Origin of the sequence: Streptomyces sp. NPDC014870, assembly GCF_043081505.1 — a bacterium.
Lineage (GTDB): Bacteria > Actinomycetota > Actinomycetes > Streptomycetales > Streptomycetaceae > Streptomyces.
The window spans coordinates 459,626-473,612 of record NZ_JBIBWQ010000002.1; the positions used below are offsets into that span (position 1 = coordinate 459,626).

Consider the following 13,987-nt stretch of genomic DNA (forward strand, 5'->3'; position numbering starts at 1 on the left):
TGCTGTGTTCTCTCTGGCCGTGTTCGTGGCACACTCAAACGAAACAGCGCGTCGGGGAGGTCTGAGAGTGAGCGAGCCGCGGTCCGCCCCCACGGTGGGACAGGTCGTTCTCGGCAGACGTCTGCAGGATCTGCGCGAGCGGGCCGGCCTGAAGCGGGAGGAGGCCGCCAAGGTCCTCCGTGTCGCCCCGGCCACCATCCGCCGTATGGAGACCGCCGAAGTCGCGCTGAAGATTCCGTACGTCCAGCTCCTGCTCCAGGCGTACGGCATCACGGACTCGGAGGCCGAGGCGTTCGTCGCGCTCGCCGAAGAGGCCAACCTGCCCGGTTGGTGGCAGCGGTTCCACGACGTGCTGCCCGGCTGGTTCTCCATGTACGTCAGCCTGGAGGGGGCCGCGAGCCTCATTCGGGCCTACGAACCCCAGTTCGTCCCCGGTCTGTTGCAGACCGAGGGGTACGCCCGTGCCATTCTGCGCAGCGGGGCGGTCGGCAGCAGCAGTACCGAGGAGATCGAACGTCATGTGGCCCTGCGGATGGAGCGCCAGTCCCTGCTGACCAGGGAGGACGCCCCGAAGTTCTGGGTGATCATGGACGAGACGGTCTTCCGCCGACCGGTCGGCGACGGGCCCGAGGTGATGCGCGACCAGCTCGACCGGCTGCTCGAAGTGTCCGAGCTGCCGAACGTCACCCTGCAGATCGCGGAGTTCGCGTCCGGCCACCACCCCGGCACCTACGGACCGTTCGTCCTCTTCCGCTTCGCCGTGCCCGAACTCCCGGACATGGTCTACAGCGAGTACCTGACCGGCGCCGTCTATCTCGACGCGCGCCCCGAGGTGGCCTCCCATCTCGAGGTCATGGACCGCATGGCGGCTCAGGCCGCGACTGCACAACGCACGAAGGAGGTCCTCCGGGGCCTCCGCAAGGAGCTGTGAATGGATCGCATATACAACGGCATGCCCGCCGCGGATCTCGGTGCCGAAGGCTGGCACAAGCCGTGGAGCGGCGGGAACGGGGGCAACTGCGTGGAGGCCATGAAGCTGGCCGACGGCAGAGTCGCCGTGCGACAGTCCGCAGACCCTGAGGGACCCGCGCTCATCTACACCCACGGAGAGATCGCCGCGTTCATCCAGGGGGCGAAATCCGGTCAGGCAGACTTTCTGCTCACCTGACCCCTTCCGTCACACCCCTACCGTCGCGTAACTCTTGCTGAAGTACCAGTAGTTCCACTCCCGGACCAGGAGCCCCGATGACCCAGGACCCCGCAGCCGTACGGATCGACACCAGCAAGCCGCACCCCGCGCGGATGTACGACTGGTTCCTGGGCGGCAAGGACAACTACCCCGTCGACGAGGAGATGGCCAAGCAGCTCCTCACCCTCGACGCCCGGGGCCGGGACATGGCCCGGGTCAACCGGGCCTTCATGCACCGCGCCATCCGCTGGCTCAGCGCCAACGGCGTACGCCAGTACCTGGACATCGGCACCGGCATCCCCACCGAGCCCAACCTGCACCAGATCGCCCAGCAGGCCGCGCCGGAGTCGCGGATCGTCTACTGCGACAACGACCCGATCGTCCTCGCGCACGCGGCCGCCCTGCTGCGCTCGACCCCGCAGGGGGCCACCGAGTACATCCAGGCGGACGCGCGCGACCCCGAGATCATCCTGGAAAGGGCCGGAAAGGTCCTTGACTTCGACAAGCCCATCGCCTTGTCGATGCTCGCCCTGCTGCACTTCGTCGGCGACGAGGACGGGGCCTACGACCTGGTCCGCAAGCTGGTCGACCAGCTGGCCCCGGGCAGCTACCTCGTCCTCTCGCACGTCACCGGGGACTTCGACCCCGAGGGCGCGGCCAAGGCGGTCGAGATGTACAAGGCCCGTGGGCTGACCCTGCGGCCGCGCTCGCGCGACGAGCTGGCCGCCTTCTTCGAGGGCCTTGAGGTCGTCGAGCCGGGGGTCTCACTCACGGCCGAGTGGCACCCGGAGCTCGGCGAGGTCGTCCCGGTCCAGGGCGACGACCCGATCCCCGGCTGGGCCGCCGTCGGCCGCATCGGCTGACGCGCCGGTACGCGGACGCGCGCGATGCCCCCGGACCGACGGGTCCGGGGGCATCGCGCCGTGCGCCACACGGCTGGGGCGCGCCTGCCGTCAGCCGCGCGGCTTCACCAGCGTCACCAGGAAGGACTTCGCCGGGCCCACGTTCCCGGCCGCGTCGATCGTGCGGTACTCGATCGTGTGCGTGCCGTAGTCCGGCGTGGCGTCGTCCCACGGCACCGCGCGGCTCCGGCCCAGCTTCCCGTAGACCAGGTCGTCGATGACCGTGCCGCTCGGCGAGAAGCGGAACGGGGCCTCGGCGTCGGTGGGCCAGCCGTAGTACGTGTACCAGCCGTCGCCGTTCACCCGGAACTGGCGGACCACCGCACCGGGTTGGTCGTCCCGCGCCGCGAGGCCCATCGTGAACGGACCGTCGTAGACGTACTCGACCGGCCGGCCCGGTCTGTTCACCGTGCGCAGCGGAGCGGACAGTTCGTACGAGGCCGTGGCCGGTCGGGCGTCCACCGTCCACCTCAACTCGGCTTCTGTGCCCGGGATACGGGCGGTCAGGGTGTGCGTCCCCGGGCCGAGGCGCAGCGCGCGCAGGTCCAGGTCGCGGTCGTTGCCCGGGTTCGCGACCGGACGGCCGTCGAGCCGCCACCGGACGGCCGGGGTTGCGCGCGTCGGGTGGGTGGTGTCGGCGTGGACCACCGACCAGGCGCCCACCGGGGCCGTGGTCGGGGTGTGACCCGTGAAGGCGGCCGCGGTGTGGTCGTCGGGCGTGGTCAGGGCGCGGTCCACGGTCCAGCTCACCGTGCGGGTCAGCGCGGCCGAGCCGCGTACCGCCGGGTCCCGGACGAACGGAGTCGGGTCGCTCACCGTGGCCGTCACGGTGTGGGCGCCGGGGGAGAGGAAGAGTGTCCGGAGGTCCACCGTGCGGGCGTCGCCGGTCTTGAGCGTGCGGCCGTCAAGGCGCCAGACGACGTCGAGTTCACCGCCCAGCGGGTGCAGGGTGTCGACCCACACCGTGCGATCCGCCCCGATGGGCGCCGCGTTCGGCGTGTGGTCCTGGACGAGGTTCACCTTGGCGGAGATCGCCCGGACCATCACCTCGCGCTCGACCTGGTCGAAGGCGTAACCGAGGGTCTTCATGATCGAGTGCCGGCTCGGCCGCCACACCCCCGCGGTGCTGTACAGACCGCCCTCGTGCCGCCCGATGACACCGCCCGCCTCGCTCGGTTCGCCCAGCCAGCGCCACCACTTGGCGCGCTGCTCCCGCATCTGGCTCTCGGTCAGCAGGGTGTGGTGGGCGGACGCCGGCTCCGTCCCCTCGTAGGCTCCGCCCGCGACCCCGCGCGCGTAGTAGTCGTACTCGTCCTGGAGGCCGCCGAGCGAGTGGCCTATCTCGTGCGGGGTGATCAGCGAGGAGAGCGCGTTGCCGCCGGACGCCGTCGCGTAACTGCCGCCCGCGCCCCCGTAGGTGTCGCTGTTCGCGAGCGCCACGATCTGCCGGTTCGCGGGGCTCGTACCCGGGACGAGGTCGGCGAGCGCGGCGGCCTTCCCGCTGTTCACGGTCAGCAGCCGTTGCACGCTGTTCGGGTTGCAGCCGCCCCAGAAGCCCATGTCCAGCGGGGTGTCGCGGCGCGGGGCGTCAAGGCCCGGGTCGCAGTCCACGCCCGACTCCGCCGAAGGGACCTCCACCGTCCACACGTTGATGTACGAGCGGTACGAGGCGAACGGCTCGATGCTCCACAGCACACCCAGGTGCGTGTCGACGTCGGCCCGGAACGCGGCCGTCTCCTCGGCGGTGTAGCCGTCGCCCATGACCACCAGGTTGAAACGCTTGTCGGCGGGACCGGTGAGCTGGACGGGGACGACGCGCGCGGCGGCGAGGGCGGGATCGGCGGGCTCGGCGGACTCGGCGACCGCCGGTCCGGCGCCCACCAGGCCTGCGGTCAGCAGACAGCCCGCGGTGAGACGGGCGACGGCCCGTCGGAAGCGTGTGCCAGGTGAGGTCATGGGGCGCGAGCGTAGGCCGCGCCCCCGTCGCCGTAAAGATGTTCGTCGGACGGGAGTCCGGCAGTCGAATCAGCGGCGCAGATACGCCAGCTGCGGATGCTCGGCCGTGTAGCCCTCCACGAGGCGTCGCGCCACCGAGACCGAGTCGACCAGCGGATGCAGCGCGAACGCCTTCACCGCCGTCGCCCGCTCCCCGCTCTCCGCCGCCGAGAGCACCTCGCGCTCGACCGCCTTCACCGCCGACACCAGACCCACCGCGTGGTACGGCAGCGGTGCCACCGAGACCGGATGGGCACCGGCCGCGTCCACGAAGCACGGCACCTCGATCACCGCGTCCGTGTCCAGGGCCGAAAGGGTCGTGCCGTTGCGGACGTTGAGGATCAGGGTGGCCCGCTCGTTGCGTGCGACGGCCCGCATCAGCGCGAGGGCCACCTTCTCGTACCCGCCCGACTCCAGGTCCTCCTCGTCCCGCTCGCCGACCCCCGCCGCCTCCCGGTTCGCGGCCATGTACGTGGCCTCCCGGTCCGCGAGCGTACGGTGCCAGGCCGCCAGCGGGGGAGTGTCCGGCTTCCCCATCTCCGCGTAGAAGCCGGCCTGCTGGTCGCGGAGGTAGGCGCCGCGCGTCCGCTCCGCCCGCTGGTACGCCTGCACGGCCTCGCGGTTGAAGTAGTAGTAGTGCAGGTACTCGTTGGGGATCGCGCCGAGCGAGCGCAGCCACTCGGGGCCGAACAGCCGGCCCTCCTCGAAGGAGCCGAGCGCCTCCTCGTCCGCGAGCAGCCGCGGCAGCTCGTCCCGGCCGCCGACCCGCAGCCCCCGCAGCCAGCCGAGGTGGTTGAGGCCGACGTAGTCGATCCACGCCTCGGCCGGGTCCGCGCCCAGGATCCGGGCGACCCGGCGGCCGAGCCCGACGGGCGAGTCGCAGATGCCGACGACCCGGTCCCCGAGCACCCGGGACATCGCCTCGGTCACCAGGCCCGCCGGATTGGTGAAGTTGATGACCCAGGCGTCCGGGGCGAGCGCGGCGACCCGGCGCGCGATGTGCGTCGCGACCGGCACCGTCCGCAGCCCGTACGCGATCCCGCCCGCGCCGACCGTCTCCTGCCCCAGGACCCCTTCGGCGAGCGCGATCCGTTCGTCGGCGGCCCGGCCCTCCAGGCCGCCGACCCGGATCGCCGAGAAGACGAAGTCCGCCCCGCGCAGCGCCTCGTCCAGATCCGTCGTCGCCGTCACCTCCGGGGCGTCGGGCACGCCCGCGCCCTGCTCCGCGAGGACACGGGCGATCGCCGAGAGCCGGCCGCCGTCGACATCGTGCAGGGTCACCCGGGTGACCCTGCCCTCGGCGTGATCGCCCAGCAGGGCGCCGTACACCAGCGGGACCCGGAATCCGCCGCCTCCGAGAATCGTCAGTTTCATGCCCGCACGCTACTCGGGCACAGGACCGGGCGGCTCAGCCCACGTCGAGCGCGTTGCGCAGCCCGAGCCGGAAGCGGACCCGGTCGTGGCGCTTGAGCGCCTCCAGCTCGGGTGCCCGGAAGAGCGGCCGGACCGTGCAGCGCGCGGCCGCCGAGCCCGTACGGTCGAGCAGCGCGTTGACGGCCTGCCGGGCGGAGGCGTTGGCGCCCTCCATGGTCGCCAGGTCGATGTCGACGGCCACGTAGTCGCCGGCCAGATAGAGGTTGGGCACCCGCGTGGCGGCCTGCGGGCGGTTGTGGAAGGTGCCGACCGGGTGGATGAGGAGCTGGTCGTCGTTGGTCGGGTTCGGGGTGCCGAGCCCGTCCACGCCCGGGTCGAGGAACCAGGAGTGCAGTGAGCTGTCCTTCAGGATCGTGCGGCCCGTGTCGTTGAAGCCGGCCTTCAGCTGCGCCCACACCTCGCGCGCCACTTCCGTACGGGTGCACTGCTTGGCCGTCCTGCCGTACAGGATGCCGGGCCTGTCCCACTCCGAGACGTCGACCGACAGGCAGTCCACGACCGAACCGTCGCCGTAGTCGGCCGGGAAGTTCCGGGTCGGCCAGTGCTGCGCCTGCTGGATGCAGGTCAGGGACCAGGGCGAGTCGATCAGGTTGGCGTGCCCGGCGAGCAGGGGTGCCTTCTCGGTCAGATAGAACTGGATGCCCGTCATCCAGTCCGTCTCGAGCCGGTCGCAGCGGGCCAGTTGGGGATCGGCCGCGCGGAGCGCGGGGCCCCAGGTGCGGCGGGCGTGCTCGACCGGCATGGCGGAGATGTAGTGGTCGGCGGTGACCGGGCCGCGTACGCCGTCCGGGCCCTCGATCACGGCGGCGGAGATCCGCCCGGCCGTCGCGTCGTACGCCAGCTCGCGCACCGTCCAGCCGACCCGGAACTCCACACCCAGGCCGGTCAGATGCGTGACCCAGGGGTCGATCCAGGCCTCGTTGGTCGGCAGGTCGAGGATGCGGTCGAGCGGCCCGTCCGCGCCGCGCCCGAGCGCGTTGAAGGCGAAGGCCTCCAGAAGGGTGGCGACCGTACGGGTGCTGGCCTCCTCGGCCTTGGTGGCCACGATGTTGCGGGTGAGTCCGACGGCCAGGATGCGCTGGAAGTCGTAGCTCATGCGGTCCGCGCGCAGGAACTCCCACCAGGGGGTGGCCTCCCAGGTGCTGTTCCGCCGCTCGTCGCAGCTGGTCAGGAAGACCAGGAAGCGGTTGACGAAGTACGCGGCCTCGTGGAGCGGGATGGAGCGGGCGGTCTCCAGGAGCGCGGTCAGCGCGCGGCGGATCTCGTCGAGGGTGAGCTCGGCGGGCCGGTGGCCCGGCCAGGGGAGCGGAATGCGCAGGTCCTCGCGGCCGGTGCGGGCGAAGGACATCTCGGCCGGGGCGACGAGGTTGTCCCAGACGCCGTTGGCGTTCCCGGGGAAGGGGATGCGCCGCATGGTGTCGGGGAGGTTGTGGTAGATCCCCGGGATGAAGCGGAAGCCGTGCTCGGCGGGGAGCGGCCGGCGGCCGCCCCGCGCACTGTCCGGCACGTCCATCGAGCGGGCCTTGCCGCCGAGCGCCCGGCGCTCGTAGACGGTGACCCGGAAGCCCCGTTCGGCCAGCTCGTGGGCGGCGGTCAGGCCCGCCACGCCACCGCCGAGCACGGCGACGGCGGGCGGTGCTGCGGAGGCGGAGGCCCCGGCCGGTGCGGCCGCGCGGGCCGGTACGGCCGTGACGCCGGCGGTGGCGGTCGCCGCGGTGACGGCGGCGGCGGTGCCGACGAAGGTGCGTCGAGAGGTACCCGTGCGGTTCATGCCAAGCCCCTTGGTCTTACCGGCGGTAACGGTCTCGTCCGGCGCAGGAGCATAAGGCCGCCCACCGACCCCCGGAAGCGTCCTGCGCCCACCGCCCCACACATGGCGCGATCCCGCCCCTCCGCCCGGCACCGCGCCGACCCGACCGCGCAGACCGGACCGGTCGACCCGACCGTGCCGACGAGGCCGGTCGATCCGGCCGTGCTGACCGGTCGACCCGACCGCGCTGACCGCGCTGACCGGACCGGCCGAGCCCGCCGAGCCGGCCCAGCCCGCCGAGCCCGGCGCCCAGCGACCCCACCCCTCCCGCAGAGGCGATCAGCCCCTCCCGGCCGAGGGACAATGGCGTCATGTCCAGACGCGCCACCCGCCCCAAGCGCCGCCCCGCCCCTTCCTCCGCGCCCGCCGTCTCCGCGGCCTCGCCCTGCCCGTGCGGGCTGACCGCGCCGTACGGAGAGTGCTGCGGGCGCTTCCACGCGGGGCCCGCCGCCGCGGCTCCCACCGCCGAGCTGCTCATGCGCTCCCGTTACAGCGCCTTCGTCGTGCGCGACGCGTCGTACCTCCTGCGCACCTGGGCCCCGGAGACCCGCCCCGGCGAGGTCGACTTCGATCCGTCGACGCGCTGGGCGGGGCTGGAGATCCGCGACACCACCGAGGGCACGGCCTTCCACCAAGCCGGCACGGTCACCTTCGTCGCCCGCTACGCCCACGGCGGGGAGCCCGGTTCGCTCCACGAGCGGAGCCGGTTCCGCCGCCACGAGGGCGCCTGGGTGTACGTGGACGGCGACTTCCTCGACGAGTTGTGATCAGGAGCCGATCCCGACCGGTTCCCGTTTGCGCGGCATCCCCTGGGCCAGGTCCTCGGCGATCAGCTTCTTCGCGATGGCGTCCGTCGCCGCCCGCAGTTCGGGCCCGCTCGGCCGGCCGCGCTCCTCCTCGACCCGGTCCTTGAGCCAGTCCCCCCAGGCCTGGGTGATCACCTCGGCCTCGCGCCGGCCCGCCTGGGTGTGCGAGAGGAGGTTGCCGTCCCGGGTCAGGAACCCCTCGTCGACCATGCGGTCGAAGACCGGCAGCAGGACCTCCGGCGGGACGCGCCGACCTGCGGAGATGAGGCCGAGACTGGCGTGCCCGACCGTCCGTGTGAAGAGCTCGACCTGCATGACCGCCCACGCGCCCGCCGTGTCGAGCCGGGTGTCGGAGTCGGCGACGATACGGCGCGCCGTGTCCAGGTCCGTCCTCCGCAGGATCCTGCCGACGGAGAGTTCGAGGAGCTTGGCGGAGTCCCCGGAGGAGGTGGGCGACGCGAAGCCCTCGCCCATGTCGGGCGCCGAGGCCCGGGCGGTGTCCCGGAGTTTCACCTGCTTGAGGAAGAGTGCGACGACGAAGCCGACCGCCGCGACCGGCACCGTCCAGAGGAACACCGTGTGCAGGGTGTCCGCGTATGCCTGGACGATCGGCGCCGCCACGTCGTCCGGCAGCCCGTGCACCCCGGCCGGGCTCTGGGCGGCCTGGGCGATCGCCGCGGGATCCATGCTCGGCCCCGCGACGGCCGCCGCCGCCCCGACGCCCTCGGCCAGGTTGGGCTTGAGCGAGTTGGCGTAGATCGTGCCGAAGACCGCGGTGCCGAAGGAGCTGCCGAGCGTACGGAAGAAGGTCACGCCCGAGGTGGCCGTGCCGAGGTCGGCGTACTCCACCGTGTTCTGCACGGCGATGGTGAGCACCTGCATGCACAGGCCGATGCCGGTGCCGAGCACGAACATGTACAGCGACTCCAGCCAGGCGCTGGTGCCCGTGTCCATCAGGGAGAGCAGGAAGAGGCCGACGCCCATCACCAGACAGCCCACGATGGGGAAGATCCGGTATCTGCCGGTCTTGCTGACCACGTTGCCGCTGTAGATCGAGGCGATCAGCAGCCCGATGACCATGGGCAGGGTCCGGATGCCGGAGACGGTGGCCGAGTCCCCGTCGACGTACTGGAGGTACGACGGCAGGAAGGTCAGCGAGCCCAGCATCGCGAAGCCGACGACGAAGCTCAGCACGGAGCAGACGGTGAAGACCGGGTTGGCGAACAGCCGCATGGGCAGCATCGGTTCGGCCGCGCGGGTCTCCACCCAGCAGAAGAGCGCGAGGGCGATCAGACCGCCGGCGAAGAGGCCGATGATGACGCCGGACCCCCAGGCGTACTCGTTCCCGCCCCAACTGGTCGCCAGGATCAGGGCGCTGGACCCGGCGGCGACCAGGGCGATGCCCGCGTAGTCGATGACGGGTCTGCTCGCGGAGCGTACGGAGGGGATGGTGCGGGCGGCCGCGATGACGACCAGGATCGCGATCGGGACGTTCACGTAGAACGCCCAGCGCCAGCTCAGGTGGTCGGTGAAGAGCCCGCCGAGCAGCGGGCCGATCACGGTGGAGACACCGAAGACGGCGCCGATCGCGCCCTGGTACTTGCCCCGGTCGCGCAGCGGGATGACGTCGGCGATCAGGGCCATGGAGGTGACCATCAGTCCGCCGGCGCCGATGCCCTGCAGGCCGCGCCAGACGATCAGCAGGGTCATGTTCGTGGCGAGGCCGCAGAGGAAGGAGCCGGTGATGAAGACGATCGCCGAGATCTGGAAGATCACCTTGCGGCCGAAGAGGTCGCCGAACTTGCCGACCAGGACGGTGGCGACCGTCTCCGCCAGGAGGTAGGAGGTGACCACCCAGGACATGTGGGCGGCGCCACCGAGGTCCGAGACGATCGTCGGCAGCGCGGTGCCCACGATCGTCTGGTCGAGCGCCGCCAACAGGACACCGAGCATGATCGTGCCGAAGACGATGTTGCGGCGGCGGCTGTCGAGCACGGGGGGCGAGGCGGCCGGGGGCGCGGGTGCGGCTTCGCTGGTGGTGGTCACCCTCGCAGCCTCACACCGGGTGGCGTCACCCGCATGCGGGGAACACCCGAACCGGTGCGGCGCCGGGGCCACGACCCGAACGGCCCAGCGGGAGCGAGATTTCTAGTGCCGGACCGGCAGCAGCGGGTGGTGCTTGGCGAGGATCTTGTTCGCCCGCGCGAGCGCGGACAGCGCGTGCTCGCGGTCCGCCCGGTCCTCCGCGCAGAGCGGCCCCCGGAACCGCAGCACCTCGCGTGCCGCGCAGTCGGCGTCGACCTCCGCCTGCAGGACGTGCAGCGGCAGGCAGGACCCGATCATGGCCGCGACGCGGTCGGGGATCGGGACGGGTACGAGGGGCGAAGGCGAGGTGATCACGGGCCAGTCCTTGTGGGTACGGAGTCGGGTGTGGGGTCTCCCTCCTCCATACGTACAGGATCGGCTTCCCGGTTCGGAGACGGGGTTGTCCACGCGGGGCAACGACCGGGCTGCCGTTCGGCGGGGTGTGCGGACCGGTGGCGCCCGATCCGTCGGCGGCGCGCGGGACGCGTCGGGCCGTTCCCGCAGGTGCGCGCCGCGCGGGCGGATCTTCCTCGTCGAGCGCCCCGTCGACTCGGTTGTCTGTTCGTCAAACATCAGATCGGCAGTCCGCACGTGAATGTGAAGCATCTCACGTCCGAAAGGGCAGGGCGGATGACCGCGATCCGCTTCGATCCGGTCGTGCGCGAGAGCTTGAAATTCGGTTACGGGTCGGTAAGTTGACGTGTCGGTAGGTCACTCGGCAGTCCGCTCGTTCCCCGTCCGCACGCCGCGAACAGGAGCCGCCATGGGCGTACGCAAGGACCTGAGGCAGGCCAGGAGGCGCCCCGACCTGGTCGCCCGCTTCCCCGTCAGGATCGTGCGCGAGGACGGCGTCGTCCGGGAGGCCCACACGCCCCTGGCGGCCGGGCCCGCGCCCTCCGGAACCCCCGCGGACATTCCCTTCGGGCACGCGGCGGCCGACCCCGGCGCGATCGTCATGCGCCGCCGGGAGCACGGGCACTGGCGACCCGTCTCCGCCGCCGAGTTCGCCGGCGACGTCCTCGCCGTCGCGAAGGGGCTGATCGCGGCGGGCGTCGAACCCGGCGGGCGGGTCGGGCTCATGGCGCGTACCGGCTACGCCTGGGCCGTGCTCGACTTCGCGATCTGGTCGGCCGGCGGACAGACCGTCCCCGTCTACCCCACCTCCTCGCCCGACCAGGTCGCCTGGATCCTGCACGACTCGGGCACGCGGCACGTCGTCACCGAGGCCGCCGAGCACACCGCCACCGTCGCCGAGGCCGCCGCCACGCTCCCGGAGCCCGTCAGGACCTGGCAGGCCGACTCCGGCGGCCTGGCCGAACTCGCCGCCCTCGGAGCGGAGATCGCCGACGAGGTACCGGCCGGCCGGCGCGCCGCGCTCACCCCGGACACCGTGGCGACCCTCTGCTACACCTCAGGCACCACCGGCCGACCCAAGGGCTGCGCCCTCACCCACGGCAACCTGCACGCCGAGGCGCGCGCCACGGTCGACCTGCTGCACCCGGTCTTCGAGGCGGTCACGGGGCAGCCGGCCTCGACCCTGCTCTTCCTGCCCCTCGCCCACATCCTCGGCCGCGTCATCCAGCTCGCCTGCCTCATGGCGCGCATCGAGATCGGCCAGTTCCCCAGCATCAAGCCGGATGAGCTCCGCCCCGAACTGCGCCGGTTCAGGCCCACGTTCGTCGTCGGCGTGCCGTATCTCTTCGAGAAGATCCACGACACCGGCCGCGCCACCGCCGAGAAGCTCGGGCGGGGCGCCTCCTTCGACCGCGCGGACTCCATAGCCGTGCGCTACGGCGAGGCCTCCCTGTGCCATGTCCTCGGCCAGGGGCCCCGCCCCGGCGCGGGCCTCACCGCCGCGCACGCCCTCTACGACCTGCTCGTCTACCGCCGGATCCGCAAGGAGCTGGGCGGGAACCTGCGGTACGCCATCAGCGGCGGTTCCCCGCTCGACAGCCGCCTCAGCCACTTCTTCTACGCCTCCGGGGTCCTCGTCTACGAGGGCTACGGCCTCACCGAGACCAGCGCCGCCGCCACCGTCACCCCGCCCCTGCGCCCCCGGCCCGGCACCGTCGGCCGCCCCGTGCCCGGCACCGGCGTCCGGATCGCCGACGACGGCGAGGTCCTCCTCAAGGGCCCCATCGTGTTCACCGGGTACTGGAACAACCCCGAGGCGAGCGCGGAGGTGCTGCGGGACGGCTGGTTCGCCACCGGCGACCTCGGCGCCCTGGACGAGGACGGCTACCTGGTCATCACCGGCCGCAAGAAGGACATCCTCGTCACCTCCGGCGGCAAGAACGTCTCCCCGGCCGTCCTGGAGGACCGGCTGCGCAGCCGCCCGCCGGTCGGCCAGTGCCTGGTCGTCGGTGACAACCGCCCGTACGTCGGGGCGCTCGTCACCCTCGACCCCGAGGCGGTCCGGCACTGGCTGACCGTACGGAAACGGCCGGTGGACACCCCTGTGGCGGTGCTCGCCGAGGACCCGGAGCTGCTCGCCGACCTCCAGAAGGCGGTCGACCACGCCAACCGGGCCGTCTCCAGGGCGGAGTCGATCCGCCGGTTCCGTGTCGTGCCGGGGGAGTTCTCCGAGGAGAACGGGATGCTGACCCCGTCCCTCAAGGTGAAACGACACGCGGTCCTGGCGGCGTACGGGAGCGAGATAGACGCGCTGTACGGCTGACCACCGCTGACCACGGCCCCTGGGGCCGGCTAGGCGAGCACCTCGGAGAGGTCGTACGAGACCGGTTCCTCCAGCTGACCGTACCCGCAGGACTCCGGCGCCCGGTCCGGCCGCCACCGCTTGAACTGGGCGGTGTGCCGGAACCGGTCGCCCTCCATGTGGTCGTATCCCACCTCGCAGACCCGCTCCGGCCGCAGTGCCACCCAGGACAGGTCCTTCTTCCCCGACCAGCGGCTCGGTGCGCCCGGCAGCCGGGCGCCCGCGTGCGCGGCCTCCTCGGCCCAGGCCGCCCAGGGGTGCCCGTCGGGCGGGTCCATCCGCAGCGGCTCCAGCTCGGCGACCAGCTCCTCGCGGCGCTTGGCGGTGAAGGCCGCGCAGACTCCGACGTGCTGGAGCCTGCCGCCGTCGTCGTAGAGACCGAGCAGCAGCGAACCGACGACCGGACCGTTCTTGTGGAAGCGGTAGCCGGCCACCACCACATCGGCCGTCCGCTCGTGCTTGATCTTGTACATCAGCCGGGCGTCCGGCCTGTACGGCAGGTCGAGCGGCTTGGCGATCACCCCGTCCAGGCCCGCCCCCTCGTACTGCTCGAACCAGCGCGCCGCGACCTCCGGATCGGTCGTCGCGGGCGCCAGGTGGACCGGGGCGTCGACCCCGCGCAGGACCTCCTCCAGGGCAGCCCGCCGGTCGGTCAGCGGGGTGTCGAGCAGTGAGTCGTCGTCGAGGGCGAGCAGGTCGAAGGCGATGAACCGGGCCGGTGTCGTCCCGGCGAGCATCCGTACGCGCGAGTCGGCGGGATGGATGCGCTCGGTGAGCCGGTCGAAGTCGAGCCGTCCGTCGTGCTCGATCACGATCTCGCCGTCCATCACGCACCGCCGTGGCAGCCGGGCGAGGAGCGCCTCGACCAGTTCGGGGAAGTAGCGGGTCAGCGGCTTGCCCGTGCGGCTGCCGATGACCAGCTCCGGTCCGTCGCGGTGCACGATGGCACGGAAGCCGTCCCACTTGGCCTCGTACTGCATGCCCGGCGGAATCTTCTTCACGGCCTTGGCGAGCATCGGTTTCACGGGCGGCATCACCGGCAGATCCATG

The 13,987-nt window shown here is 72.1% G+C and carries 11 protein-coding genes; 5 read left to right on the forward strand and 6 right to left on the reverse strand.

From position 1 onward, the window contains the following. The first annotated feature begins 67 nt into the window (after positions 1-67). From ACF09C_RS06725 to ACF09C_RS06735, 3 genes are all read left to right on the forward strand, one after another. The gene (locus ACF09C_RS06725) at positions 68-931 is read left to right on the forward strand and encodes a helix-turn-helix domain-containing protein (RefSeq protein WP_392089491.1); all 864 of its coding nucleotides are present in this window, start codon (positions 68-70) and stop codon (positions 929-931) included. Next, the gene (locus ACF09C_RS06730; protein WP_137992288.1) at positions 932-1,168 is read left to right on the forward strand and encodes a DUF397 domain-containing protein; all 237 of its coding nucleotides are present in this window, start codon (positions 932-934) and stop codon (positions 1,166-1,168) included. 77 nt (positions 1,169-1,245) lie between these two features. Continuing rightward, a complete protein-coding gene (locus ACF09C_RS06735) occupies positions 1,246-2,052 on the forward strand; it encodes an SAM-dependent methyltransferase (protein WP_392089494.1) in 807 nt (268 codons plus the stop codon). Between the two features lie 90 nt (positions 2,053-2,142). On the opposite strand, the gene ACF09C_RS06740 is transcribed toward ACF09C_RS06735, so the two are convergent. From ACF09C_RS06740 to ACF09C_RS06750, 3 genes are all read right to left on the reverse strand, one after another. Further along, positions 2,143-4,047 carry a M64 family metallopeptidase gene (locus tag ACF09C_RS06740; RefSeq protein WP_392089496.1) on the reverse strand — a complete coding sequence of 635 codons (1,905 nt, stop codon included), beginning with the start codon at positions 4,045-4,047 and terminating at the stop codon, positions 2,143-2,145. A gap of 69 nt (positions 4,048-4,116) precedes the next feature. Then, complete coding sequence (locus ACF09C_RS06745; RefSeq protein WP_392089498.1) at positions 4,117-5,460, reverse strand: 6-phospho-beta-glucosidase; 1,344 nt, start codon at positions 5,458-5,460, stop codon at positions 4,117-4,119. 34 nt (positions 5,461-5,494) lie between these two features. Next, positions 5,495-7,291 carry an FAD-dependent oxidoreductase gene (locus ACF09C_RS06750; protein ID WP_392089501.1) on the reverse strand — a complete coding sequence of 599 codons (1,797 nt, stop codon included), beginning with the start codon at positions 7,289-7,291 and terminating at the stop codon, positions 5,495-5,497. A gap of 350 nt (positions 7,292-7,641) precedes the next feature. Here ACF09C_RS06750 and ACF09C_RS06755 point away from each other — a divergent pair, with 350 nt between their 5' ends. Then, positions 7,642-8,097 (forward strand): YchJ family protein, encoded by a 456-nt coding sequence (locus ACF09C_RS06755; RefSeq protein WP_392089503.1) that lies wholly within the window; start codon positions 7,642-7,644, stop codon positions 8,095-8,097. Here ACF09C_RS06755 and ACF09C_RS06760 read toward each other — a convergent pair whose 3' ends face one another. Continuing rightward, positions 8,098-10,182, reverse strand: coding sequence for an MDR family MFS transporter (locus ACF09C_RS06760; protein WP_392089506.1), 2,085 nt, complete (start codon positions 10,180-10,182; stop codon positions 8,098-8,100). 102 nt (positions 10,183-10,284) lie between these two features. Further along, on the reverse strand, positions 10,285-10,479 hold the full coding sequence (locus ACF09C_RS06765; RefSeq protein WP_392090262.1) for a hypothetical protein: 195 nt from the start codon (positions 10,477-10,479) through the stop codon (positions 10,285-10,287). Between the two features lie 505 nt (positions 10,480-10,984). On the opposite strand from ACF09C_RS06765, the gene ACF09C_RS06770 reads away from it, so the two are divergent. Continuing rightward, positions 10,985-12,898: an AMP-dependent synthetase/ligase gene (locus ACF09C_RS06770; protein ID WP_392089508.1), complete on the forward strand. Its 1,914-nt coding sequence runs from the start codon at positions 10,985-10,987 to the stop codon at positions 12,896-12,898. Between the two features lie 29 nt (positions 12,899-12,927). Here the strand turns inward: ACF09C_RS06770 and ACF09C_RS06775 are convergent, their stop codons facing one another. Further along, on the reverse strand, positions 12,928-13,986 hold the full coding sequence (locus ACF09C_RS06775; RefSeq protein WP_392089510.1) for an ATP-dependent DNA ligase: 1,059 nt from the start codon (positions 13,984-13,986) through the stop codon (positions 12,928-12,930). Position 13,987: the final 1 nt, after the last annotated feature.

Bases quoted from the DNA above. Each gene is read 5' to 3' on its own strand.
- ACF09C_RS06765 (WP_392090262.1), bottom strand. From the start codon at position 10,479: ATGATCGGGTCCTGCCTGCCGCTGCACGTCCTGCAGGCGGAGGTCGAC.
- ACF09C_RS06735 (WP_392089494.1), top strand. From the start codon at position 1,246: ATGACCCAGGACCCCGCAGCCGTACGGATCGACACCAGCAAGCCGCAC.
- ACF09C_RS06745 (WP_392089498.1), bottom strand. From the start codon at position 5,460: ATGAAACTGACGATTCTCGGAGGCGGCGGATTCCGGGTCCCGCTGGTG.
- ACF09C_RS06775 (WP_392089510.1), bottom strand. From the start codon at position 13,986: ATGGATCTGCCGGTGATGCCGCCCGTGAAACCGATGCTCGCCAAGGCC.
- ACF09C_RS06755 (WP_392089503.1), top strand. From the start codon at position 7,642: ATGTCCAGACGCGCCACCCGCCCCAAGCGCCGCCCCGCCCCTTCCTCC.
- ACF09C_RS06730 (WP_137992288.1), top strand. From the start codon at position 932: ATGGATCGCATATACAACGGCATGCCCGCCGCGGATCTCGGTGCCGAA.
- ACF09C_RS06740 (WP_392089496.1), bottom strand. From the start codon at position 4,047: ATGACCTCACCTGGCACACGCTTCCGACGGGCCGTCGCCCGTCTCACC.
- ACF09C_RS06770 (WP_392089508.1), top strand. From the start codon at position 10,985: ATGGGCGTACGCAAGGACCTGAGGCAGGCCAGGAGGCGCCCCGACCTG.
- ACF09C_RS06750 (WP_392089501.1), bottom strand. From the start codon at position 7,291: ATGAACCGCACGGGTACCTCTCGACGCACCTTCGTCGGCACCGCCGCC.